We start from the raw sequence: 23,269 nt of genomic DNA on the forward strand, positions 1-23,269 counted from the left end.
TCAGGCGTCGGGACGAGGACGGTCAGGCGGCGGTGTATCCGCCGTCGATGGACAGGATCGAGCCGGTCACGAAGCTGCTGGCGTCGGCGGCGAGGTACACCGCGGCGCCGGCGAGCTCCTCGGGCTCGCCCGGTCGGCCCATCGGGGTCATCAGGTTCCACTGGTCGATCTGGGCGCCTCCGGCCTCGTAGAACCCGCGGGTCAGCTCGGTGCGCATGTAGCCGGGGGCGATGGCGTTCACGCGCACCCCGCGGTCCGCCCACTCGAGCGCGGCGCTGCGGGTGAGGTTGTGGACTGCGGCCTTGGACGCATTGTAGGAGGCCTGGGTCTGCGGGACGTTGGCGATGATCCCGCTCATCGAGCCGGTGTTGATGATGCTGCCGCGGCCGCGCTCGAGCATCCGGCGGCCCACGGCGGAAAGCACGTGGTAGACGCCGTCGAGGTTGAGGGTCATCACCGCGCGCCACTTCTCGGCGTCGCCGTCCTCGAGGGGGTGGTGAATGGTCCGACCAGCGTTGTTCAGCAGGATCTCGATGCCGCCGAACTCCTCGTCGATCTCGGCCACGACCTTCTCGACCTGCTGCTGGTCGGTGACGTCGAGGTGGCGGTAAGCGACGGTGACACCGGTGTCGGCGGCGAGCTGCTCGGCGGCCTGCCGGCCGGTCTCGTCGTCGATGTCGGCGAGGACGATCGGGGCGCCGTGCTCGGCGAGGCCGCGGGCCATCGCGAGGCCGAGGCCCTTGGCGCCGCCGGTGACCAGGGCGGTGCGACCGGTGAGGTCGAACAGGGGCGAGATGCTCTGTGCCATGACTGGCTCCTTCGGTGAGGGGGACGAGAAGAGGCCCGGGGCCGACGGAAGCGTCGGCCCCGGGGGAATCGCTCAGGACTCGACGACGATGTCCTTCTTGCCGAGTCGGGGCTGCTCGACCTTCAGGGCGAAGGTCATGAGGAACGCGAGGGCGTACAGGATCACGAAGGCCCAGACCACACCCACGTTCCCACCCCAGGGGCGCACGGCGGCGACGACGGCGGAGCCCAGGAACGTCGCACCGCCGGCGGCGGTGGTGTACATGGCCATCGCGGCGCCCTTGTGCGCCGGGGCGAGCGCGGGCATGATCGCGCCGAGCGGCACGAAGCCCGCCAGCAGGATGCCGAAGACCGTTCCGGCGATCACGGAGACCACGAAGCCCCAGTCGGAGCCGGCGGGGACCCAGTGCGGCACGTACCACCACAGCAGCAGACCGATCGCGGAGCCGACGATGCCGAACCAGCGCACGGTGGTGGTCCAGCCGATGCGGTCGCCGAGGGCGCCGAAGGCGGCGTTGAACAGGATGTTGCCGGCGAAGATGACCGAGGTCATCAGCAGCCAGCGGGACTGGCCCCAGCCGAGGGTCTCGGCGATCACGGTGGGCAGGATGATGAACATGCCGAACTGCGGGGCGGTGTTGATCAGACGGGTCAGGAAGCCCATCATGACCTTCTTGTTCTTCAGCGAGAGCACCACGCCGGAGAGGATCACGTCGCGGCTGCTCTCCCCCTCGGGGGCGAGGCGGCGATCGCCGTGCTCCTCGCGCACGCCGAGGTAAGCGATCAGGAAGCCCGCCACCACGATCGCGGTCGAGGCGACCATGGCCCAGCGCTCGCCGAAGAGACCGCCGCCGAAGGCGGGGATCAGGCCGATCGCGACCAGCGAGCCGACGGTGGGCATGCCGCCGGTGAACATGACGTAGAACCAGCCCACGGCCGCACCGGCGCGCTCCTTCGGCGCCACGGCGTTGACCCACACCAGGAACGCGAAGGCGAACAGCGGGAAGCCGAAGCCCCGGAACATGTAGGTCGCGAAGATCAGCGCGACGGACTCGGTGGCCAGCGCGCCGACGAAGGCCGCCTGGAAGACCACCCACACGGCGACGCCCAGCAGCATCACCTTGCGCGGGCCCCAGAGGTCGGACAGCGCGCCCGCCAGGTAGGAGCCGATCAGCGTGGCCAGGGAGTAGAAGGTGATGACGGTGGCGGCGAGGTTGATCATCTCGTCGCCGCCGCCGAACACCTCGGCCATGTGCGGGGAGACGAAGTTGGTCTCCACGCCGTTGCCGGTCATGAAGACGAGCACGCCGAGGAAGCCCCAGCGCAGCACGTGGGGGATCCCGAGGCGGTCCAGGAGGGTCTCCTGGGAGGAACCGGGCGCGGGGACTGTGGCGCTGTCGGCGGTGGTGGAGGATGCGGAACTCATGCGGGCACTCCTGTGTGCGGGAGGGTGGACGGCACGAGACGGCCGACGGCGCGGGGCGGCGTCGGCCGTCTCGAGGGGGATCAGAGTCCGGGGACGATGGAGACCTTGACGGAGGCTCCGGCGGAGTCGGCCACGGAGTCCAGAGCCTTCTGGAAGTCCGCGAGGCCGAACTGGTGGGTGCAGATCTCGTCGAGCGGCAGGTCGCCCTTCTCGATGATCTTGATGGCGGCGGGCCAGGTGTGGGGGCCCAGGTGGGCGCCGCGCACGTCGAGCTCCTTGTCATCGGAGATGATCGACCAGTCCACCGAGACGTTCTCCTTGAACACGGAGTACTCGACGAAGCGGCCGAGCTTGCGCAGCAGGTTCAGGCCCTGCGGCACAGCGCTGGGGTGGCCGGTGCACTCGATGTAGACGTCGGCGCCGTAACCACCGGTCAGACCGCGGATCTCCTCGTAGATGTCGACCTTGGAGGGGTTCAGCGTGAGGTCCGCGCCGCACTTCTTGGCCAGCTCGAGCTTGGCGTCGTCGAAGTCGAGGGCGATGACGAGCTTGGGGTTCTTGTGGGAGGCGCCGATGATCGCGCCGAGGCCGATCGGGCCGGCTCCGGCGATGACGACCACATCGTCGAACTGCAGCTCGGCGCGCTCGACGGCGTGCATCGAGCAGGACAGCGGCTCCGCGTAGGCGGCGTGCTGGGGCTTGATGTCCTTGGAGATGCGGTGCGCGCGGGAGAGCTTCGGCACGATCATGTACTCGGCCATGCCGCCGTTGTAGTGCTTGAAGCCGAACATGTCGTGGGGGTCGCACATCCAGTACCAGCCGCGCTGGCAGTACATGCACTCGCCGCAGGGCACGATCTGCTCGACCACGATGCGGTCGCCGATCCCGACGCCGTGGTGGGCCAGTGCCTCCTCCGAGCCCTTGACGACGGTGCCGGTGATCTCGTGGCCGGGGATGATGCCGGGCTCGACCCAGCGCTCACGGTTCTCGTCGCCCCAGAACTTGGCGGCGCCGGCGTAGGCCTTGAGGTCGCTCGCGCACACGCCGGTGGCCTCGACCTGGATCAGCAGCTCGTCGGCGGCGGGGGTGGGCACGGGGCGCTCCTCGAGGCGGTAGTCCTCGGGCGCATGCATGACGACGGCCTGCATGGTCTGCGGGATCTCGGTCATCTCGACACATCTCCTTCGATACGTTCCGGGACTGCCCCGGCCGGGTGGATCGGCGCGGCGGCGGCACCTGATCGCCCTCGCGATCGCTCGGCGCCCTGCACGGGCCGTCCTCTCACGGGAGTGACTCTAGGCATGTCGCCGAACATTCGTCAAGCACAAATGTTCCGACGGGGTGCGCGCGAGGGGTCGGCGTGCCGCGGTGCGGCATCGACGCAGGTGGGATCGCGGGAGTTCCGCGCTCGGTGAGGTCGGTCTCAGCGGCCGCCCCATGAGACGGCGCCGCAACGCCGACCGCTGAGTTCGCTCAGCGGGAGGGGGTCGCGGGGCTCGCCTCGGCGCCGGTATCAGCCCCCGACCCAGCGGCGGCGCCAGCGCCCTCGGCGCCGGCGAGCACGGCCTGGGCCGTGGGCACATCCGTGATCAGCGAGGTGAACAGCCCCGCCTTGGCACCGGCGCGGATGGAGCGCGCCTTCTCGCGCCCCGCCGCGACGGCGATCGAGGTGGGGATCGCCCGCAGCATCTCGAGCGGCAGGCGCACCAGGAACTCGGAGCCGGGGAAGGTACGCATCGCGCCCTCGTCGTCGAAGAAGTGCAGGCAGATGTCCCCGGCGGCGCCCTCGAGGGCGGGGGCCTCACGGGGCACCACGGAGGTCAGGCTGGTGCGGCCGTCGTAGGGACCGCCGATGCCCACCACCGCCGCGCGCGCCCCGTCCCACAGATCCACCACCGAGCGGAACCCGGGATCCGCCTGCAGGGACGCCCACAGGGAGGGGCTGGTCTGCGCGGGAGCGAAGAGGAAGCGAGGCTCGGCGCCCGTGCGATCGGCGAACTGGCGCACGATCTCGTTGGTCTGGAAGGACGGCTCCGGCTCCTGCTGGCCGCCGCCGGTGGGGACGATCAGGGCGCCGGGCAGGCGCGGCATCCCGCCCATCGAGGCGACGGAGTGGACCGTCTTGCCCGAGGCCAGCAGCACGGCCTCGCCCGCTCGGATCTCGAGCCCCTGCAGCTCCTCGGCGAGCAGTCCGCCGAGACCGCGGTACTCGCGCTGCACCTGGTCACCGGGAGCGATGCGCACCGACTCGATGCCCAGCAGGTCCTGCAGCTGCGCGGTGAGCACATCGAGGTCGACGGTGGGCACATCGAGCACCTCGAAGCGCACCATGCCGATGCGCCGCGCCTCGGCGAGGAGCTTGCTCACGGAGGGGCGGGAGACGCCCAGCTGCTCGGCGATCTGCGCCTGGCGCTGCCCATCGGTGTAGTAGGCGGAGGCGGCGCGGTGCAGCAGATGCATGTCCATCGACGTCTCGAGCACGGCGTTCTCCCCTCCTCTCGGCCCCCGCCACGATCATGGCGCGGAGGCGGGGCGATCTCGCACCGCAGCCGCCCGGAGGCTGCGCAGTGCCGACGTCGCCACGCAGGAACAATTGTTCCGCACACTTGTCGATTCTGCAACCTGAACGGCCAGGTCGCGCGAAGCGCGAGCACCCGGCGGGCACCGATGGCAGGATGTATCGGTGCTGTCCCGGCGCCCCTGCAGGCGCCGACGGGCGAGGCGCATCGGAGACGGAGAAGAGGCGAGGCATGACGGCTCGGACGAGCGCGGTCCTGGGGGTCGACGTCGGCACCTCCAGCACGAAGGGCGTGCTGGTGGCGCTGGACGGGACGATCCTGCGCAGCGCCGTGCGCGAGCACGCCGTGCAGCGCCCCGCCCCCGGCCAGGTCGAGATGGACGCCGAGGTGTGGTGGGACGAGTTCGTCTCGATCGCGCGCGAGCTCACCGCCGCGGGGGACGCCGAGGTCACCGCGATCGGGGTCTCCGGGATGGGTCCCTGCGTGGTGCTCACCGACGAGCACGGCACCCCCGTGCGCCCGGCGATCCTCTACGGCGTGGACACCCGCGCCGAGGAGCAGATCCGTCGGCTCACCCATGTGCTGGGCCAGGAGGAGATCGTCGCGCACTGCGGAGCGGTGCTGACCTCGCAGTCCGCGGGCCCGAAGATCGCCTGGGTGGCCGAGCACGAGCCGGAGGTGTACGCCCGGGCCCGCCGCCTGTTCATGCCGGCGTCCTATCTCGCCCACCGCCTCACCGGCGAATACGTGATGGACCACGTCAGCGCGAGCCAGACCGCGCCCCTGTACTGCCTGCGCGAGCAGCGCTGGCACTCCCCCACCGCCACGCACGACGGACCGGGCCTGGAATGGTCCCAGCAGATCGCCCCGGGCCTCGAGCTGCCGCAGCTGCGCTGGGCCGGCGAGGCCGCAGGCGGCGTCGAGCCCGAGGTCACCGCGCAGGTGCCGGGCCTGCGCACGGGGATCCCCGTGATCAGCGGGACCATCGACGCCTGGGCCGAGGCGGTCAGCGCCGACGCCACCCGGCCGGGCGACCTGATGCTCATGTACGGCACCACCACCTTCCTGGTGGCCACCACAGAGGAGCCGATCGTCAGCCGCACCATGTGGCCCACCTCCGGCATCGTCCCCGGCTCCTTCACGCTCGCCGGCGGCATGGCCGCCTCCGGCGCGATCACCGGCTGGCTGCGGGACCTGACCGGCGAGGTCGACTTCACCGCCCTGCTGGAGGAGGCGACGCAGAGCCCTCCGGGCGCGAACGGCCTGGTGATGCTCCCCTACTTCTCCGGCGAGCGCTCCCCCATCGCCGACGCCTCGGCGCGCGGCGTGATCGCGGGGCTGACCCTGTCCCACACCCGCGGCGACCTCTACCGCGCCGCCCTCGAGGCGGCGGCCTACGGCGTGCGCCACCACTTGGAGACGCTCGAGGCCGCGGGCCTGCCGCTCTCGACCGTGATGGCCGTGGGCGGCGGAGCGCAGCACGACCTGTGGCCGCAGATCGTCTCCGACGTCACAGGCCTGACCCAGCAGATCCCGGTGCGCACCGTCGGCGCCTCCTACGGCGGGGCGATGCTCGCCGCGCGCCTCGCCCACGGCACCGACACCTCGTCCTGGAACCGCGCCGATCACCGTTGCGAGCCCGATCCGGCGCATCGCGAGCGCTACGACGAGCTCTACGCCCTGTACCGCGAGCTCTACCCGGCCACGAGCGAGATCACCCACGCCCTGGCGCGGCTGCAGCGCTCGTGAGGCTCCCCTGACGCACGGCGGGGGGGGGGCGGGGGCNNNNGGGGGGGGGGCCCGGGCCCCCCCGCCCCCCCCCCGCCGACCGAGCCTCAGAGCTTGGGCTCGATCTCCTTGGTGTAGATGCCCTCGAGGGTCTCCTTGAGGCCGTCCATCGCCGCCTGGACGTCGCCCTCCTCGGTGACGATCGAGGCGATCGCCTCGGCCATCTCCTGGTCCGCGCCGGGCAGGAACACGCGCGCGAAGTCCTGGGGCTTGGTGACGTCGAGCTGGTCCACCGCGGTCTGGATCTGCGGGGTCTCAGCAGTGAGCTCGGTGAGATCCGCGCTCTTGCGGACCGGCATGTAGCCGGTCGCGGCGGAGAACGCAACAGTGCTCTCGGGGCGACCCATGAACTCGATCAGCATCGCACCGGCCAGCTGCTCCTCCTTGCTGACCGCGGCAGGGATGCCGAGGCCCGCGCCGCCGGTGGGGCAGACGGGGCCGTCCACCGAGCCGCCGGGCAGGAAGCCGACGCCCACGTCGAAGGAGGCGGACTCGAGCACGCCCACCAGCGAGCCGGTCGAGGCGATCGTCGACGAGCACACTCCCGCAGCGAAGGTGTCCGCGGAGTCGCCCGAGGAGACCTGCGCCCAGCCGCCCGAGAACACGGAGTCCTGCACCCACTGCAGGGCCTCGACGGCCTCGGGCGAGTTGCAGGTGATCTCCCATTCGTCGGACCACGCGGCGCCCTGGCCCCACAGCACGTTCTGGAGGGTCCAGCCCGCGTAGCCGGCGAGGTCCGGGTACATGTAGGCGGTCTCGCCCTGGGTGAGCTGCGGGGCCCACTCCTCGAACTCGGCCCAGGTCTCGGGGGCGCGATCGGGCAGCCCGGCCTCGGCGAAGTGGTCCTTGTTGTAGTAGAACAGCGGCGTCGAGCGGCCGTAGGGCAGGGCCCACTGCTGGCCGTCGTACTGGTAGTCCTGGACCAGCGAGTCGCGGTAGTCGGACAGATCGATCCCGAGCTGATCGACCAGGTTGTCGATCGGGATGATGTTGCCGTTGATGAAGTAGCGGAACCACCACACGTCCGAGAGCACCACGGCGGCCGGCAGGCCCGAGTTCGCGGCCTGCGCGGTCTGGAAGCGCTGGGCGATCTCCTCGTAGTTCGAGCCGGCGGTCACGAGGTTGACCTCGATGCCAGTCTCCTCGGTGAACGCGGCCAGCAGCTCGGTCTCGACCTGCTGGGAGCCGCCGGGATGGTTGGTCCAGAAGTCGATCGAGGTGGCGGGCTCGACGCCCTCGAAGTCGAGGTCGAGCTCCTCGGTGCCGCCTGCGCCGCCGTCGTCACCGCCGACGGTGGGGCCGCCACCGCAGGCGGCGAGGCCGAGCGCGCCGGCGCCGGCGACGCCGAGGCCCAGCAGGGAGCGGCGGCTGAAGCCTCGTGGAAGGTGGAGGGAGCTGGTCATGGAGCTGTTCCTTTCGGGGTGGGGCGGACGCGGTCGCGTCAGCCGGTCACGCTGCCCTGGGTCAGGCCGGAGACGATGTGACGCTGCAGCATCGCGAAGACGATCAGGACGGGGAGGATCACCAGGACGGTGCCGGCCATGAGGATGCCCCAGCCGGCGCCGGTGTTGCCCTCGGAGTTGCTCAGCGCCGTGAGCCCCACCGGAAGGGTCATGCGGCTGGCCTCCGAGGTGATGATCAGGGGCCAGATGTAGTCGTTCCACTCGGTCACGATGGTGACCAGGGCGACCGTCGCGACAGTGGGGACCGCGATCGGCACCACCACCGAGAACAGGGTGCGCAGGTGCCCGGCGCCGTCGAGCTCGGCGGCCTCGAGGATGGTGGTGGGCACCGTGAGGAAGTACTGGCGCAGCAGGAAGGTGCCGAAGGCGGTGCCCAGGCCCGGCAGGATGATCCCCCAATAGGTGTTCACGCCGCCGAGGCCGGCGATCAGCACGTAGTTGGGCAGGATCGAGACCTGCGGCGGCACCATCAGCGCCACCAGGATCAGCACGAAGATCACGCGCTTGAAGGGGAAGCGCACGAACACCAGCGCGTAGGCGGTGAAGATCGCCAGCAGCACCTTGATGCTCGCACCGATCGCGGTGACGATCACCGAGTTCAGGAAGAACCTCGGGATCGGCACCGAGTTCCAGGCCGCCTCGTAGTTGGCGAGCGAGGGGTTCTCCGGCAGCACCACGAGGTCGGTGGAGAGGATCTCCTGCGGTGCCTTGAAGGAGCTGATCATCATCCACAGCAGCGGCAGCACCATCACGAGCGTCGCGATCAGCAGCGGCAGGTAGCCGCCGGTGAGCGTGGCCCAGAGGTTCTGGCGGGAGAAGGGTCCGTTGTGGCGGCGGGGCGCGGGGGTGCTCACGAGTAGTGCACCTTCCTCTCGACGAAGAGGATCTGCGCGACCGTCATCACGATGAGGATCACGAACAGCAGCACCGAGATCGTGGCCGAGTACCCGGCGCGCGAGTATCCGCCGAAGGCCTGCAGGTAGGACTCGAAGATCATGGTGTTGGTGCCGCGCCCCGTGGGGGTCATGATCCGCAGCAGGTCGAAGGCCTGGAGGCTGTTCAGCGTGGTGGTGATCAGCAGGAAGAACGTGGTGGGGGACAGCAGCGGCAGCGAGATGCTGAAGAAGCGGCGCACGGCTCCCGCGCCGTCCAGCTGCGCGGCCTGCATGATGTCCTGGGAGAGGGACTGCAGTCCGCCCAGGTAGACGATCGCGCAGTAGCCGAGGTTCTTCCAGACGTACACGATGATCACCATGACCAGCGACATCTGCGGGTCCAGGAACCACTGCGGGCTGCCCAGGCCCATCTGGCGCAGGATCCAGGCGAGGACCCCGAAGTTGGGGTCGAAGATGAACAGCCACACCAGGCCCACCCCGACGCCGGAGAGCACATAGGGGGCGAACACCGCGGAGCGCGCGAGCGTGCGGCCGGGGATGTTCACGTTCAGCGCGAGCGCGATCAGCAGGCCCAGCACCATCGACCCGCCCACGGTGAGCAGGGTGAAGACCGCGGTGATGCGCAGGCTGGTCAGGCCAGCGTCGGAGCTGAAGAACTCGATGTAGTTGTCCAGGCCGATGAAGGTCGCGGTGCTCGCCCCGAGCGTCCAGTCGAGCATCGAGTACTGGATGTTCAGGAACAGCGGACGGTAGGTGAACATCGCGATCAGCACCAGGTTCGGTGCCGCGAAGGCGAGGAACACGAGTGCATCCCGGCGCGCGCGCCGGGTCATCCGGCGGCGCCTGCGCACCGGTGGGGCCGCGCCAGCGTCGCGGAGTGGCCGGACATCGGTCATGGAAAGCCCGTTCGGTCAGGAGGGACATGCGGCCGGAGAGCTCATCCCCCGGCTCGCCCGATTTTAGTCGCGCAGCAGCGTTCCCGAGGCTGACTTCGGAAGTTCGTCCTGCCCGCGTCCCGGCACCGTCACTGACGTTGCGACCTGTGGAAACATCCGTCGAGGCGCCCGGACGAGGTGCGGCGCGTACGGTGGCCTCGTCGACGCTCTGCTGTCGGCCGTCACCCGCACCCGCACCCGCACCGGAGGCCCCCATGCACGCCGAACGCATCACCGACTCGATCTGCGGTCACGCCGAGGGGCCGTGCTGGTCCGACACCTGGGGCGGGCTGCGCTGGGTGGACATGCTCGCCGGGGACATCATGCACCTTGACGCCGCGGGCGCCGCGAGCGCGCTACGCGGACCTGCGGTGACGGACGGCCCCGGCGGCGCCGCGACCCGTCTGCCCACCCCGAGCTCCGTGGTGGCGTGCGTGCGCCCCGCCTCGAGCGGAGGTGCCGTGCTCGCGCTCGAGAAGGGCTTCGCGCTCGAGGACGCCGACGGCACGATCGATCCGCTGCCGCCCCTGTGGGACGAGGACGTGCGGATGAACGAGGGCGCGATCGCCCCCGACGGCTCGTTCCTGTGCGGCACGATGGGCTACGGGGCACCGCAGGGCGCCGCCTCGATGTGGCGCCTGCATCCCGACGGCAGCACCACCCGCGAGTTCGGTGACCTCACGATCTCCAACGGGCTCGCCTTCAGCGCCGACGGCACGCGCGCCTACTACGTCGACACCCCCACCGGGAGGGTGGACGTCTTCGACTGGTCCGACGCCGACGGGCTCGTCGGCCGCCGCCCCTTCGCCGACCTCGCCGACGAGGACGGTCACCCCGACGGACTGTGCCTGGATGCGGAGGGGAACGTGTGGGTCGCGATGCACTCGGGACACCAGGTGCTCGGGTTGGATGCGCGCGGCGCGGTCATCGAGCGGATCGCGGTGGATGCCCGCCAGGTCACCGCCTGCACCTTCGGCGGGGAGGACCGTTCGACCCTGTTCATCACCACCAGCCGCGAGAACCTCGCCGACGGGGAGGACCCGTCGGCCGGTTCGCTGTTCGCGGTGCGGCCCGGAGTCAGCGGGCCGCGAGCGGAGCTGCTCTTCGGCGGCTGAGCGGCCGCGGCGGCGACGGGCCGCGGCATGCTGCCTGCGCAGCGCGCCGCGGCCCGTGCCTCGTCGGCGTCGTGCCGGATCAGCTCGTGGGGGCCTCCGCGCTGCGGTCGCGGGCCTCTCCGGTGGCGACAGACTCGGCGGTGTCCTCGAACTCCTGCATCGCCTTCGCGGGCGGCTGCGGGGTGACCAGGCTGACCGCCACCGCGAGCACGAGGCAGACCAGGAAGCCCGGGATGATCTCGTAGAGGTGGTCCTCGCCGAACAGGCCCAGGATGACGTCGAGCGGCTGACCCTCTGCGCCCCAGGACTGGCCCCAGATGAAGGAGACGACAGCGCCGGAGACCATGCCCACGGCCGCACCGGCCATCGTCAGGCGGCGCCAGAACAGCGAGAGCAGCACGATCGGGCCGAAGGCCGCACCGAAGCCGGCCCAGGCGAAGCCCACCAGCGCGAGCACCGAGCTGTTCGGGTCCAGCGCCAGCAGCAGCGAGATGATCGAGACCACGAGCACGCCGATGCGGCCGCCCCAGAGCTTGCCCACCTCGGTGAGCTTCGCGCCGAAGCCGCCGACGATGTCCTCGATCAGCGCGGAGCTGGTGACGATCAGCTGCGAGGAGATGGTGGACATGATCGCGGCGAGCACCGCGGCCAGCAGCACGCCGGCGATCATCGGGTGGAACAGCAGCTGGGAGAGGTCCAGGAAGACCGACTCGCCGTTGGTGGAGTCGGTGAGCACCGCGTCCTGGTTCTGCTGGAAGTAGGCGAGGCCCGCGAGCGCGGTGAACACCGCCCCGACCACGCACAGGATCATCCAGGTCATGCCCACGACGGTGCCGTACTTGGCATCGCGCGAGGAGCGCAGCGCCATGAAGCGCACGATGATGTGGGGCTGGCCGAAGTAGCCGAGCCCCCAGGCCGCGGCGGAGATGATGCCGATGGCGGTGCCGCCGGAGGTCAGGGAGCCGAAGTCGGCATTGACCTCGCGCACGGACTCGAACATCTGCGCGGGGCCGCCCACCGCGAACATCGCCACGAGCGGCACGATCAGCAGGGAGACCAGCATGATCAGGCCTTGGACGACGTCGGTGTAGCTCGCGCCGAGGAACCCGCCGAAGAGGGTGTAGAGGATGGTCACGCCGCCCACCAGCAGCATGCCGGTGAGGTAGGGGCCGCCGAACATCGACTGGAAGAACACGCCGCCGGCGACCATGCCGGAGGAGACGTAGAAGGTGAAGAAGACCAGGATGATCAGGCCTGCGGCGATGCGCAGGATGTTGGTGCGGTCGTGCAGGCGGTTGCCGAAGAAGCTCGGCACGGTGATCGCGTTGCCGGCGATCTGCGTGTACTGCCGCAGCCTCGGGGCGACGAAGATCCAGTTCAGCCCGGCACCGATGATCAGGCCGATGGCCATCCACGCCTCGACCAGGCCGCCCATGTAGAGCGCGCCGGGCAGGCCCATCAGCAGCCAGCCGGACATGTCGGAGGCGCCGGCGGAGAGCGCCGCGACGAAGGGGTGCAGCTGGCGCCCGCCGAGCATGTAGTCCTCACCCCCGGTGGTCTTCTTGAAGGCGTGCAGGCCGATGCCGATCATCGCGCCGAAGTACACGATGAGCGCGACGATGTAGAAGACGAGACTCATGGGAGGACTCCTATCGCGGGGTGAGGAAGGGGACGGGTCGGGGCGGCTGCCCGGTGCGTCCGCGCCGCACCTCACGGCGCGGCGACGGAGCGCCGCGCGGCGCCTGGGTCGGTGATGGGACCTTCGACCGTACTCGCCGCGACCGGCCGAGGTGGAGCGCTCCGGGGCTGTTCGCCGCCCGGATGGCGACGACTGCGCTGGCCACTGCACTGTGAACCGGGTCCTAGAAGCAGTTGCCCACGGGGGTGAGCCACCTCACGGCCCAGACTCTCACATCCGGCCGCGGCTACCGACGAGTCACCCGGACGTTCCGGACACGCGCCGCAGCCCTGCGCACCCGGTCCCCGCAGGGGGTGACCGCGCACGCAGGGCTGTGACCTGCAGAGATCAGCCGGCCGGGCGGCTGATTACTGCAGCTGCGCCTCAGCTGTAGAGCGCCTCGGTGTCCTCGTCGACCCAGTCGAGGGTGCGCTCGACGGCCTTCTTCCACAGGCGGAGGTAGCGCTCGCGGGTCTCCTCGTCCATCTGGGGCTCCCAGCGCTTGTCCTCGGCCCAGTTGTCGATGACGTCCTGCTCGCCGTCCCAGAAGCCCACTGCGATGCCGGCCGCGTAGGCGGCGCCCAGCGCGGTGGTCTCGATGACCTGCGGGCGCACCACGGGCACTCCGAGGATGTCGGCCTGGAACTGCATCAGGGTCTCGTTCTTGACCATGCCGCCGTCGACCTTGAGCTCGGAGAGCTCGACGCCCTCGCTCTCGGCGTCGGCGACCATCGCGTCCAGCACCTCGCGGGACTGGAAGGCCGTGGCCTCGAGCGCGGCCCGCGCGATGTGGTTCTTGGTGTGGAAGCGGGTCATGCCCACCATCGCGCCACGGGCGTCGGAGCGCCAGTGCGGGGCGAACAGTCCCGAGAAGGCCGGGACGACGAACAGGCCGCCGTTGTCGTCGACCTCCTTGGCGAGGTCCTCGATCTCGGGGGCGTCCTTGATGAGGCCCAGGTTGTCGCGCACCCACTGCACGAGCGAGCCGGTCACCGCGATCGAGCCCTCGAGGGCGTAGACCGGCTTGTTCTCGCCGATCTTGTAGGCGACGGTGGTCAGCAGCCCGTTCTCGGAGCGCACCAGGTCCTCGCCGGTGTTGATCAGCATGAAGTTGCCGGTGCCGTAGGTGTTCTTCGCCTGACCCACCTCGAAGCAGGCCTGGCCGAAGGTCGCGGCCTGCTGGTCGCCGAGGATGCCCGCGATGGGCGTGTCGATCAGCAGGTCGTTCTTGCGACCCCTGGCGTACTCCTCGGAGGAGGAGCGGATCTCCGGGAGCATGGACAGCGGAATGCCCATGTCCTTGGCGATGTCCTCGTTCCAGTCGAGGGTGTCGATGTTCATCAACATGGTGCGGGAGGCGTTGGTGACGTCGGTGACGTGCACGCCGCCGTTGACGCCGCCGGTCAGGTTCCACACCAGCCAGGAGTCGGTGTTGCCGAACAGCAGCTCCCCGGCCTCGGCCTTCTCCCGGGCACCCTCGACGTTGTCGAGGATCCACTTGATCTTCGGGCCGGAGAAGTAGGTCGCCAGCGGGAGGCCCACGCGCTCCTTGTACTTGTCCGCGCCCTCGTCACCGGCGAGCTCGTCGCAGATGCGCTGGGTGCGGGTGTCCTGCCAGACGATCGCGTTGTAGACCGGCTCACCGGTGGCCTTGTCCCACACCACCGCGGTCTCTCGCTGGTTGGTGATGCCGACGGCGGCCAGCTGATGGCGGTTGATGTCGGCACCGGTGAGGGCCTCGCCCACCACCGAGCGGGTGTTCTTCCAGATCTCGATCGGGTCGTGCTCGACCCAGCCGGACTTCGGGAAGATCTGCTCGTGCTCCTTCTGGCCGGTCGAGACGATCTGCCCGGCGTGGTCGAAGATGATCGCGCGGGTGGAGGTGGTGCCCTGGTCGATCGACATGATGTACATGGTCTGGTCGTTCATCGGAACTCCTTCGTCAAGGATGAGTGGTAGGTCGCGGCGGCCGCAGGTCGCGGCGCCGCAGGGTCGTTCAGAAGCGATCGATCAGAAGTAGAGGATCGAGGCGACGCCGGCGAGGACGCCACCGATCATGGGACCGATGATCGGCACCCACGAGTATCCCCAGTCGGAGCCGCCCTTGTTCTTGATCGGCAGGATCGCGTGGGCGAGACGGGGTCCGAGGTCACGAGCCGGGTTGATGGCGTATCCCGTCGGCCCGCCGAGGGACGCACCGATCGCGACCACCAGCAGCGCGACCGCGAGGGGTCCGAGGTCGTGCGGCGTGTTGCCGAACATGATGATCACGAACACCAGCACGAAGGTCGCAATGATCTCGGTGACCAGGTTCCAGCCCTTGGAGCGGATCTCCGGACCGGTCGAGAAGGTGCCCAGGATCGCGCCGGGGTCGGTCTCCTGGTCGTAGTGGTTCTTGTACGCGAGCCAGGCGAGGACCGCGCCGAGGAAGGCGCCGATGGTCTCGGCGATGAAGTAGACGAGCGTGGTCCCGACGTTCACCGGGATCCCCGGGCCGTACTCGGCGGCGCCGCTCGAGAGCAGGCCGATCGTCACGGCAGGGTTCAGGTGCGCGCCGGTCTTGTACGCGACCCACACGCCGGCGAAGACCGCGAGGCCCCAGCCGAAGTTGATCAGCAGCCAGCCGCCGCTGTTCCCCTTGGTCTTGCCCAGGACCACATTGGCGACGACGCCACCACCCAGGAGGGTGAGCATCGCGGTGCCCGCGATCTCGGACAGCAGGATGGTTCCGAGTGCTTCCATGTTTCTCTCCTCAGCGGTCCGCGTCGGTGCGAACCGCGATCAGGCTCCTGCCAGCCTCGGACCCCCTCCAGGATGCGGCACGGCGATGGGTGCATGCATGGAGGGAGCAGGCCCCGCGCCTCCGATGGCGGGGGCGTCGATCGAGGCCCGGAACAGCTGGTGCAGGTGCTCCGCAGAGCCCTGCCGGGGTGCGCACGATGCGCACCCTCGCCGTGCCCGGTTCTCGTCACCGGGCACAGGTCGGTCATCGTCGGGTGGGCACCTCCGGGGCGTCGGCGAGGCGGGCAGCAGCCTGCTCATCGCTGGTGGTGCGCTCGCCGTCAAGGCGAGCGGCGATGAAGTCTCGGTAGGTCTCCACCTCGCGGGCGCGCTCGGCCTCGCCCCAGCCGAGCTCGGGTCCGACGAGCGCGGCGACCTCCTCGGCCGCGTCGACGCCGCGGTCGCGGGTCTCGTAGTCCAGGCGGGTGCGGCGCTGGAGGATGTCGGCGAGGTGGCGGGCGCCCTCGGCGCGGACCGCGTAGAGCACCTCGGCGCGCAGGTAGCGGGGGGCGTGCTCGAGGGGCGTGCCGAGCGAGGGGTCCTCGTCGATCAGGGCGAGCACGTCGGTCAGCAGCGTGCCGTAGCGGAACAGCAGCCGGTCGATGCGGATCTCGTCGAAGCCGTAGCGTCGGCCGATCTCGTGCTTGTCGCGCACGAGCGCCTCGAAGCCCTGGGCGCCGATCACGGGGATCGAGCGGGTCAGGCTGGGGCGACCGGCCTGGGTGTCCCGGATCGCGAAGTCGACGACGTCCTCGGCCATCACGCGGTACGTGGTGTACTTGCCGCCCGCGATCGCGGACAGCCCCGGCTCGACCTCCATCACGGTGTGCTCGCGGGAGACCTTCGCCGAACCGCCTCCGGAGCTCTTCTTCACCGGCTGCAGCAGCGGGCGCAGGCCCGAGTAGACGCCGATGACGTCCTCACGGGTGAGGTCGTCCTTCAGCACGGCGTTGGCGTGCTCGAGCACGTAGTCGATGTCGTCGCTGGTCGCGCCCACGTCGCGAGGGTCCTGGGTCCACGGGGTGTCGGTGGTGCCGATGACCCAGTACTCGTCCCACGGGATGATGAACAGCACCGACTTCTCGGTCTGGGTGATGATGCCGGTGTCCGGCACCGCAGGGATGCGGTCGCGGGCGATGGTGATGTGGATGCCCTTGGAGGCGAGCACCTCGAGGCCGGCCTCGGCCCCGGCGAGCTCCTGCTGGTCCTGGGTCCAGACACCGCCGGCGAGGATGGTGTCGCGGGCGTGGACGTCGAACTCCTCGCCGGTCTCCTCATCACGCACCCGGGCGCCGATGACGCGGGTCCCCTCGTGGAGGTAGTCGATCACGGTGGTGTAGTTGGCGACCGCGGCGTCGTGCTGTGCGGCCGAGCGCACCAGCATCATCACGAAGCGGGCGTCGTCCATCTGCGCGTCGTAGTACTCGAGCGCGCCCACGGCCTTCTCGCCATCCAGGCCGGGGAAGACCTCGAGCATCTTGCCGTGCAGGAGGTGGCGGTGGAAGGGGACGGCGCGCTTGCGGCCGATGGACTGCATCGCGTCGTAGAGCATCACGCCGGAGCCGATGAAGCCGCGGTCGATGACCTTCTTGAAGAAGGGGAAGACGAACTTGATCGGCTTCACCAGATGTGGGGCTGTGTGCTCGATCAGCAGGTCGCGCTCGCGCAGCGCCTCGGCCACGAGCTTGAAGTCGAGCATCTGCAGGTAGCGCAGTCCGCCGTGCATCAGCTTCGAGGAGCGTGAGGAGGTGCCGGAGGCCCAGTCGTGGGACTCCACCAGGCCGACCGAGAGGCCGCGGGTGGACGCGTCGAACGCGGCGCCGGCGCCGTTGACACCGCCGCCGACGACCAGGACGTCCAGCGGCGCCTCTGCGGTCGCGGCGCGGAGGCGTGCCAGATGCTCCGCCCGACCTGCGGGGGTGAGTGCGGACCGGTGCTGATCGGACACAGGATGCTCCTTCGCGGCGACGTCGGCGGGCACGCCGCAAGCGCGCCCTGTCGCCGCCATCGTGGAACCTCCGTGCAGTGGAGCGCAAGCCCGGTGCACAAACGTGCAAGACTGGGGTGGTGAACCCCGACAGCCGCCTGGAAACCGTCTTCACCGCTGCACGGATGTACTACGACGAGAGCCAGACGATGGAAGCCATCGCGAGCACGCTGTCCGTCTCCCGCTCGACCGTCTCCCGCATGCTCCGCGACGCCCGTGAGGCCGGCCTGGTCCAGATCACGCTGCGGCCGCCCGAGGCGCACCGCCTCGAGGACCTCAGCCGACGCATCGCCCGCCAGTACGGGGTCCAGGTGCACGTGGTGCCCACCGAGCCCTACGCCGACGAGCGCGAGCGGCTCCACACCGTCACCGAGACCGGCGCGGCCCTGCTCGACGAGATGCTCGAGCCCGGCACCACCCTCGGCGTGGCCTGGGGCACCACCCTCGCGGCGCTGCTGGGGAAGGTGCGCACCCGCCCCGTGCCCGGACTGCGGGTGGTGCAGCTCAACGGCGCCATCAACGTCGAGGGCTCGGGCCTGTCCTACATCGCCACCGTGCTCGCCCGCGCCGCGACCCGCTGGGACGCGACCGTGCACCAGTTCCCGGTGCCGGCCTTCTTCGACTACCCCGCCACGCGGGAGGCCATGTGGCGCGAGCGCTCCGTGCAGCGCGTGCTCGAGGTGCAGCGCCAGGCCACCGTGGCCGTGTTCAGCGTGGGCGCCTTCGACGCCGAGGTGCCCAGTCACGTCTACACCCACAACTACCTCACCGCCGAGGACCTCCACTCCCTGCGCGCCGACGGTGCTGTGGGCGATGTGTGCACCGTGTTCCTGCGCGCGGACGGCACCTTCCGCGACATCGCGATGAATCAGCGCGGCTCCGGGACCGGACCGGACCGGCTGGCTCGGATCCCGCGCCGCCTGCTGGTGGTCTCAGGCTCCCGCAAGGCGCTGCCCCTGCGCGCAGCGCTGCGGGCGGGGGTCGCGACCGACGTGGTGCTCGACGAGGTCACCGCCGCGCACCTGCTAGCGCTCCGCTGACCCGCGGCGCGGGCCTCCATCCCGCCAACAGCCCACTGGCGAACCACCCCCCTCCGCTCCCCCACAACAGCCCACGGGCGAACCACTTTCGGCCCATTTCCGGTTCGGCAGCAGGCTGTTGTTAGCGGAGCCATGACGGCCGGCCGCAGTTTCATCGCCAAACAGTGCAGTGGCGTCGATGGCGTCGGCAGCGGCACCGGTAACGCCGGCGTGGCAGCGCCCCGCGCCGGGCTGCGGCGTCAGCTCGTCGGCTGCTGTGCGGCGATGCGCCCGCTGGGCCGCTTCCGAGCCAGCTCGTCGATGAAGCGTCTTATGCGCGACTCGTCGGGGACCACCAGTCCACGGCCGCCGAGCTCGTCGGCCAGTCGGAGCAGGATCCGGCGCGGATGCCACAGGTCCTCGCCGTTGGCACGGATGATGGTCCACCCCAGCGCGGCGATCGCATCCCGACGCTGCTCGTCCTCGCGCCACTGCTTCTTCGCCCGGCGATGGTCGTCCCCGTCGTATTCGAGCACGCACATGGCGTCCGGCCAGGCGAGGTCGAGATAGCGTGTACGGTCGCTGCGTCGTTCCTGGACAGGGAGGTTCAGCTCGGGTTCGGGGAACCCGGCGCCGAGCAGCAGCAGTCGCGTGAGGCTCTCCCCGGGCGACCATGACCGCCCTCGCACATCCGGCAGCACCGCAGCCAGGCGCGCGTTGCCCCGCCGCCCGCGCATCCTCGAGACATGGACGGCCAGGTCCGCAGCGGTGGTCGGTGGGCATTCGGTCTTTCCCGCGACCACGGCGTCGGCGGCGGCGACGAGATCCCAGGGTGGCAGGAGCGTGGCGAGCTCGCGCAGCACCTCGGCTGGCGAGGAGACCACGAGTTTGTCGCGCTCCATGCTCGGGCCCGGCTCCCACCGATGGATCGTCGCACCCCGCACCGACGATGAGCCCTCCCCCTGAGCGACGCGAGCGTGAATGACGGGGAGCTCAGCGCCGGTCCGCAAGGAGGTGCCGGCGGACACCGGAGGCAGCGGAGAATGGCGCCGCCCGCCGGACTCGTCGACCCTGCGCAGCGCCACCTTGTTCTCGAGCTTCAACGGGAGCGGTATGTCCCACAGCAGCGCGGCCGTCGTATGGCTGATCACGCTGCCGGGGAGCACCTTGTTCTGGAGCACCCATGCCATGGCCTCGAGGCTCGCCGGGTGGTCGCTGAGCATGTGGAAGCCGGGGAAGACCTTCGTGAAATCAGGTCCGGCGAGGTCGCGGCTGTGCGCGCCGGCGTCGAGCCACTGCGTCCGTGTCATCAGCGCACCGGCGTAACGCTCCCAGTTCCTCGCCATATCGACGACCGTACGGAGGCGAGGGCCGACGGGCGCGCTTCGCGCGGCACTTGTGGACAGCAGGCGGCTGTGGAGGACCAGTGCGCGCCCCTCGACCTCACCGGGCCGAGGAACAGCCCGCTCACGAACCGCTTCCGGCGCAGATCCGGTTTGCCAGTGGGCTGTTGCCGGGGAAGCGGCCGACGGGCAGCGGCCAACGACCGACGGGGCGGCGGCGGCCGATGGGCAGGGACCAGCGGACGGCGGCCGACGGCCGATGGAGCGGCGGGCGGCGGGCGGCGGCGGCCGACGGCCGATGGGGCGGGCGGCAGCTGAGGCGAACGGGTGATGCAGCAGCCCGCTCACGAACCAGAAACAGCCCGATCTTGGTTCGCCAGCGGGCTGTAGGCGGGGCGAGGCTCAGCCCTCGGCGGCGCTGAGATCGAGCCGCTCGGGGTGGGTGTAGAGGTTCATGCGTCCGTCGCCGTCCTCGGCCGCGCGGGTGAAGCCGACCAGGGTCATGCCGAACTCGCGGGCGGTGTCCACGGCGAGCGAGCTCGCGGCGGAGACGCAGGCCAGCAGCGGGATCCCCGCCATGCAGGCCTTCTGGGCGATCTCGAAGCTCGCCCGGGAGGAGACCAGCAGGAAGCAGTCGCTCAGCGGCAGACGGTCCTCGAGCAGCGCCCAGCCGATCACCTTGTCGACCGCGTTGTGCCGGCCCACGTCCTCGCGCACCACCAGCAGGTTCCCCTTGCGGTCCACGAGCGCGGCCGCATGCACCCCGCCGGTCCGGGCGAAGACGGGCTGGCGCGTGGTCAGCTCGCGGGCAGCGTCGAGGATCGTGCCGGGCGTGAGCGTCCAGTCGCGGCCAAGGGTGTAGCGGCTGCGTCGGCGCACCGCGTCGATGCTCTCGCTGCCGCACACCCCGCAGGCCGAGCTGGTGGAGAAGTTCTTCGTGGCCACCGGCAGCAGCTGCGGCCGCGCGGTGGTGAAGTCCATGACGTTGTAGGTGTTCTGCGCGAAGCCGGTGCCGTCGTCGACCACCGCGCCGTCGCAGTAGCGGGCCTCGCGGATGTCCTCGCGGTGGGTGATCAGCCCCTCGCCGTGGAGGAATCCGTGGATCAGCTCGACGTCGTGGCCGGGCGTGCGCATCGTCAGCGACAGCTGCTGACCGTTCAGCCGGATGTCCAGCGGCTCCTCGACGGCGACGTGGTCGCTCTTCCGCCCCGCGTACAGCCGACCCTCGCGCACACGGACGGTGCGGATGCGGGTGCTGTCGGTGATCCGGCCCATCCCTCGAGGATAGTCCGCCCACCTGCGGTGCGGCCGGTCGGGGCGAGCTTGCGGGGGCGGGTCACGCCCCGGGTCACTCCTCGTCGGCCGAGCCCCCGCCCTCCTCCGACCGCGCGTCGCCCTCGGCGAGGCCGCGCGCCAGCTCGAGCTGCTCCTCCCAGCCGCGAAGGTTCTCCTCGTAGTTGCGCCGGCGCACCGCCTCGTCGAGGCCGAGCCGGGCGAAGCCGCGCTCGCGCACCGTCAGGCGCACCAGGTTCCGGCTGGCCGTCCCGGCGGGGTCGATGACGAACTCGACGGTGTTGTTGGGTGCGTCGGAGATCTCGCCGAGCCCTCCGCCCAGCCAGCGGAAGAAGATCCGGTACGGAGCCTCGTGCGCCTCGATGCCGAGCTGGAGCCTGCCGTGCACCGGGTCGATCACCTCGGTGACGGGGCCGTGGCGCCTGATCTCGTGCTCGCGGTACTCGCCGTCGTTGATGAACCATCCTGGTTCGCGTATCACCGAGAACACTCGCTCGGCGCTCGCAGCGATCATCACGCTGCGCTCGATCTCGTCAGGCACGGGGGCTCCTGCGGGGAGGGCCGACTCGTCAGCCATGACTGTGCTCCTCAGCTCGCGGGGCGGCGTCGTCGCCGCCTTGGGGGAATCCTGACAGATGAGGGCCGCCGGGGCGAGCCCGGCGACCCTCATGCCGTCATGGTCAGGGCTTCGTGACCGCCGCGGCGAGGAGGTTCAGCGACTCCTCGAGGTCCTTCTCGGGGATCGCGGGGAAGCCGACCTTCTCGAGGAGCTTCTGGTCCTCCACGCGGGACCAGTCGTAGGTCAGCGAGACCTCGGTGGCGTCCGAGCCCTGCGGCTTGAGCTCGTAGAGCCATTCCCAGCCCAGCGGTGCCTCGGGGGCGCTGCCGTCGGCCGCCTCCGGGGCGGGCTGCCAGCCGATCATCTTGTTCTCGTCGTAGGCGGTGACGAAGTTGTGGGTGCGGTAGTCCCCGCCCATCTCCGCGCGGTGCATGTTCATCACGAACTTCTGCCCGCTCGCGGTGATGCGTTCGGTGTCGTCGGCGGCGCGCACGGTGCCGGAGCCGTCGAACTCGTGGTGGCGCGCCGGCAGCGTGAGCACCTCGAAGACGTCCTTGGCGGGCACATCGAGGATGCGGGACACGGTCAGGTGCGTCGGGTTCTCAGTCATCCCGTCACCCTGCCGCATCCGCCGCCGGCCCGTCACGTCTGCGCCGACCGTACGGTTGATCCGTCGGCAGGCGCACGGCTCAGACCAGCCCCTTCTCCGTCAGCCAGTCGGTGGCGATGTCCGCCGAGCTGCGCTGGTCCTCAACGCTCTGACGGTTCAGCTCGACCAGGTCGGCGGCGCTGAGCTCGGCGAGCACCGCATCGATCGCGGCGGCAGCGGCGTCGTCGATCTTTTCGGAGACCACCGGCACCACGTTCTGCGGCAGGATCAGCGACTCGGGGTCCTCGAGCACCACCAGGTCGTTCTGGGCGATGGTGGGATCGGCGGTGTAGATGTTCGCCAGCTGCACATCGCCGTCCAGCAGAGCCTGCACGGTGAGCGGGCCGCCGGAGTCCTCCACGGGCACGACGCTGACGTCCACGCCGTAGACCTCCTTGACACCCTCGGAGCCGTAGGGCCGCACCTCGAACTCGCTGTTCGCGGCGATCCTCAGGTCCTCGTCCACGCCTGCGAGGTCACCGATCGCGGTGAGGGAGTGGGTCTGGGCGAACTCCGCGGTGGTGGTGTAGGAGTCCTGGTCGGAGGCCTCCGCGAAGGACAGCACGCGCAGCCCGTCCGGGAGGGCCTCGCCGAGGGCGGAGCTGATCTCCTCGGGGCTCGCGGCCTGGGCCTCGGGGTCGTAGTGCTGGAGCAGGTTGCCGAGGTACTCGGGCAGCAGGTCCAGCGCGCCCTCCTCGAGCTCGGGCATGTACACCTCGCGCTGACCGATCTGGTACTGCCGGTCCACGGTGAGGCCCTCCCCCTCGAGCACCTGCGCGAAGAGCTCCGCGATGATCTCGTTGGAGTAGTAGGCCTGGGAGCCGATCGCGATGGTGCCTCCGCCGCTCTCGCCTCCCCCGTCGGAGCCGCTGCCGCCGCCGCCGGTGTCGCCCTCCTCGAAGGGGTCGGAGCTTCCGCAGGCGGCGGCGCCGAGGGCGATGCCGCCCAGGCCGAGCGCGCCGAGCAGGTGGCGCCGGGTGCTGTGGTGTGTCATGGGGTTCTCCTCAGGTG

General features: G+C 70.3%; 19 protein-coding genes. 3 read left to right on the plus strand and 16 right to left on the minus strand.

Annotated features, from left to right (window positions below):
* Positions 1–22 precede the first annotated feature (22 nt).
* The 4 genes from BN4251_RS15935 to BN4251_RS15950 all read right to left on the minus strand — a co-directional run bounded on the left by BN4251_RS15935 (position 23) and on the right by BN4251_RS15950 (position 4,714).
* Positions 23–808 carry a glucose 1-dehydrogenase gene (locus BN4251_RS15935; RefSeq protein WP_087485989.1) on the minus strand — a complete coding sequence of 262 codons (786 nt, stop codon included), beginning with the start codon at positions 806–808 and terminating at the stop codon, positions 23–25.
* 72 nt (positions 809–880) lie between these two features.
* Positions 881–2,233 carry an RbtT/DalT/CsbX family MFS transporter gene (locus tag BN4251_RS15940; RefSeq protein WP_087485990.1) on the minus strand — a complete coding sequence of 451 codons (1,353 nt, stop codon included), beginning with the start codon at positions 2,231–2,233 and terminating at the stop codon, positions 881–883.
* Between the two features lie 80 nt (positions 2,234–2,313).
* Positions 2,314–3,402: a zinc-binding dehydrogenase gene (locus BN4251_RS15945; RefSeq protein ID WP_087485991.1), complete on the minus strand. Its 1,089-nt coding sequence runs from the start codon at positions 3,400–3,402 to the stop codon at positions 2,314–2,316.
* Positions 3,403–3,706: 304 nt separating this feature from the next.
* Positions 3,707–4,714 (minus strand): sugar-binding transcriptional regulator, encoded by a 1,008-nt coding sequence (locus BN4251_RS15950; RefSeq protein ID WP_087485992.1) that lies wholly within the window; start codon positions 4,712–4,714, stop codon positions 3,707–3,709.
* 269 nt (positions 4,715–4,983) lie between these two features.
* Here BN4251_RS15950 and BN4251_RS15955 point away from each other — a divergent pair, with 269 nt between their 5' ends.
* On the plus strand, positions 4,984–6,501 hold the full coding sequence (locus BN4251_RS15955; RefSeq protein ID WP_087485993.1) for an FGGY-family carbohydrate kinase: 1,518 nt from the start codon (positions 4,984–4,986) through the stop codon (positions 6,499–6,501).
* Between the two features lie 86 nt (positions 6,502–6,587).
* Here the strand turns inward: BN4251_RS15955 and BN4251_RS15960 are convergent, their stop codons facing one another.
* Genes BN4251_RS15960 through BN4251_RS15970 form a run of 3 tightly spaced genes read right to left on the minus strand, consistent with a single transcriptional unit; the run spans position 6,588 to position 9,795 of the window.
* On the minus strand, positions 6,588–7,943 hold the full coding sequence (locus BN4251_RS15960) for an ABC transporter substrate-binding protein (RefSeq protein ID WP_087485994.1): 1,356 nt from the start codon (positions 7,941–7,943) through the stop codon (positions 6,588–6,590).
* Positions 7,944–7,981: 38 nt separating this feature from the next.
* A complete protein-coding gene (locus BN4251_RS15965) occupies positions 7,982–8,857 on the minus strand; it encodes a carbohydrate ABC transporter permease (RefSeq protein WP_087485995.1) in 876 nt (291 codons plus the stop codon).
* Positions 8,854–9,795 (minus strand): carbohydrate ABC transporter permease, encoded by a 942-nt coding sequence (locus BN4251_RS15970; protein ID WP_087485996.1) that lies wholly within the window; start codon positions 9,793–9,795, stop codon positions 8,854–8,856. The genes BN4251_RS15965 and BN4251_RS15970 overlap by 4 nt, the downstream gene beginning before the upstream one ends.
* Before the next feature lie 254 nt (positions 9,796–10,049).
* Here BN4251_RS15970 and BN4251_RS15975 point away from each other — a divergent pair, with 254 nt between their 5' ends.
* Positions 10,050–10,949 carry an SMP-30/gluconolactonase/LRE family protein gene (locus BN4251_RS15975; RefSeq protein WP_087485997.1) on the plus strand — a complete coding sequence of 300 codons (900 nt, stop codon included), beginning with the start codon at positions 10,050–10,052 and terminating at the stop codon, positions 10,947–10,949.
* Positions 10,950–11,028: 79 nt separating this feature from the next.
* On the opposite strand, the gene putP is transcribed toward BN4251_RS15975, so the two are convergent.
* From putP to BN4251_RS15995, 4 genes are all read right to left on the minus strand, one after another.
* On the minus strand, positions 11,029–12,588 hold the full coding sequence (gene putP, locus BN4251_RS15980) for a sodium/proline symporter PutP (protein WP_087485998.1): 1,560 nt from the start codon (positions 12,586–12,588) through the stop codon (positions 11,029–11,031).
* A 423-nt stretch (positions 12,589–13,011) separates the two neighbouring features.
* Positions 13,012–14,556 (minus strand): glycerol kinase GlpK, encoded by a 1,545-nt coding sequence (gene glpK, locus BN4251_RS15985; protein ID WP_087485999.1) that lies wholly within the window; start codon positions 14,554–14,556, stop codon positions 13,012–13,014.
* Positions 14,557–14,637: 81 nt separating this feature from the next.
* Positions 14,638–15,369 (minus strand): MIP/aquaporin family protein, encoded by a 732-nt coding sequence (locus BN4251_RS15990; RefSeq protein ID WP_087486000.1) that lies wholly within the window; start codon positions 15,367–15,369, stop codon positions 14,638–14,640.
* Between the two features lie 244 nt (positions 15,370–15,613).
* Positions 15,614–17,356, minus strand: coding sequence for a glycerol-3-phosphate dehydrogenase/oxidase (locus BN4251_RS15995; protein ID WP_087486001.1), 1,743 nt, complete (start codon positions 17,354–17,356; stop codon positions 15,614–15,616).
* A 119-nt stretch (positions 17,357–17,475) separates the two neighbouring features.
* Here BN4251_RS15995 and BN4251_RS16000 point away from each other — a divergent pair, with 119 nt between their 5' ends.
* A complete protein-coding gene (locus BN4251_RS16000; RefSeq protein WP_087486430.1) occupies positions 17,476–18,435 on the plus strand; it encodes a sugar-binding transcriptional regulator in 960 nt (319 codons plus the stop codon).
* Between the two features lie 239 nt (positions 18,436–18,674).
* Here BN4251_RS16000 and BN4251_RS16005 read toward each other — a convergent pair whose 3' ends face one another.
* The 5 genes from BN4251_RS16005 to BN4251_RS16025 all read right to left on the minus strand — a co-directional run bounded on the left by BN4251_RS16005 (position 18,675) and on the right by BN4251_RS16025 (position 23,252).
* Positions 18,675–19,760, minus strand: coding sequence for a hypothetical protein (locus tag BN4251_RS16005; RefSeq protein WP_140398465.1), 1,086 nt, complete (start codon positions 19,758–19,760; stop codon positions 18,675–18,677).
* A gap of 399 nt (positions 19,761–20,159) precedes the next feature.
* A complete protein-coding gene (gene fdhD / locus BN4251_RS16010; protein WP_087486003.1) occupies positions 20,160–21,032 on the minus strand; it encodes a formate dehydrogenase accessory sulfurtransferase FdhD in 873 nt (290 codons plus the stop codon).
* Between the two features lie 73 nt (positions 21,033–21,105).
* The gene (locus BN4251_RS16015) at positions 21,106–21,627 is read right to left on the minus strand and encodes an SRPBCC family protein (protein WP_087486004.1); all 522 of its coding nucleotides are present in this window, start codon (positions 21,625–21,627) and stop codon (positions 21,106–21,108) included.
* 103 nt (positions 21,628–21,730) lie between these two features.
* Positions 21,731–22,219 carry an SRPBCC domain-containing protein gene (locus tag BN4251_RS16020; protein WP_087486005.1) on the minus strand — a complete coding sequence of 163 codons (489 nt, stop codon included), beginning with the start codon at positions 22,217–22,219 and terminating at the stop codon, positions 21,731–21,733.
* Between the two features lie 79 nt (positions 22,220–22,298).
* Positions 22,299–23,252, minus strand: coding sequence for an ABC transporter substrate-binding protein (locus BN4251_RS16025; RefSeq protein WP_087486006.1), 954 nt, complete (start codon positions 23,250–23,252; stop codon positions 22,299–22,301).
* Between the last annotated feature and the right edge of the window lie 17 nt (positions 23,253–23,269).

The sequence above is a fragment of the Brachybacterium massiliense genome (assembly GCF_900184245.1).
GTDB lineage: Bacteria > Actinomycetota > Actinomycetes > Actinomycetales > Dermabacteraceae > Brachybacterium > Brachybacterium massiliense.

Excerpts from the sequence above, each read along its gene's own strand:
- BN4251_RS15935 (WP_087485989.1), bottom strand. The coding sequence starts at position 808 with ATGGCACAGAGCATCTCGCCCCTGTTCGACCTCACCGGTCGCACCGCC.
- BN4251_RS15940 (WP_087485990.1), bottom strand. The coding sequence starts at position 2,233 with ATGAGTTCCGCATCCTCCACCACCGCCGACAGCGCCACAGTCCCCGCG.
- BN4251_RS15945 (WP_087485991.1), bottom strand. The coding sequence starts at position 3,402 with ATGACCGAGATCCCGCAGACCATGCAGGCCGTCGTCATGCATGCGCCC.
- BN4251_RS15955 (WP_087485993.1), top strand. The coding sequence starts at position 4,984 with ATGACGGCTCGGACGAGCGCGGTCCTGGGGGTCGACGTCGGCACCTCC.
- BN4251_RS15960 (WP_087485994.1), bottom strand. The coding sequence starts at position 7,943 with ATGACCAGCTCCCTCCACCTTCCACGAGGCTTCAGCCGCCGCTCCCTG.
- BN4251_RS15970 (WP_087485996.1), bottom strand. The coding sequence starts at position 9,795 with ATGACCGATGTCCGGCCACTCCGCGACGCTGGCGCGGCCCCACCGGTG.
- BN4251_RS15975 (WP_087485997.1), top strand. The coding sequence starts at position 10,050 with ATGCACGCCGAACGCATCACCGACTCGATCTGCGGTCACGCCGAGGGG.
- putP (WP_087485998.1), bottom strand. The coding sequence starts at position 12,588 with ATGAGTCTCGTCTTCTACATCGTCGCGCTCATCGTGTACTTCGGCGCG.
- glpK (WP_087485999.1), bottom strand. The coding sequence starts at position 14,556 with ATGAACGACCAGACCATGTACATCATGTCGATCGACCAGGGCACCACC.
- BN4251_RS15990 (WP_087486000.1), bottom strand. The coding sequence starts at position 15,369 with ATGGAAGCACTCGGAACCATCCTGCTGTCCGAGATCGCGGGCACCGCG.
- BN4251_RS16005 (WP_140398465.1), bottom strand. The coding sequence starts at position 19,760 with ATGGCGAGGAACTGGGAGCGTTACGCCGGTGCGCTGATGACACGGACG.
- fdhD (WP_087486003.1), bottom strand. The coding sequence starts at position 21,032 with ATGGGCCGGATCACCGACAGCACCCGCATCCGCACCGTCCGTGTGCGC.
- BN4251_RS16015 (WP_087486004.1), bottom strand. The coding sequence starts at position 21,627 with ATGGCTGACGAGTCGGCCCTCCCCGCAGGAGCCCCCGTGCCTGACGAG.
- BN4251_RS16020 (WP_087486005.1), bottom strand. The coding sequence starts at position 22,219 with ATGACTGAGAACCCGACGCACCTGACCGTGTCCCGCATCCTCGATGTG.
- BN4251_RS16025 (WP_087486006.1), bottom strand. The coding sequence starts at position 23,252 with ATGACACACCACAGCACCCGGCGCCACCTGCTCGGCGCGCTCGGCCTG.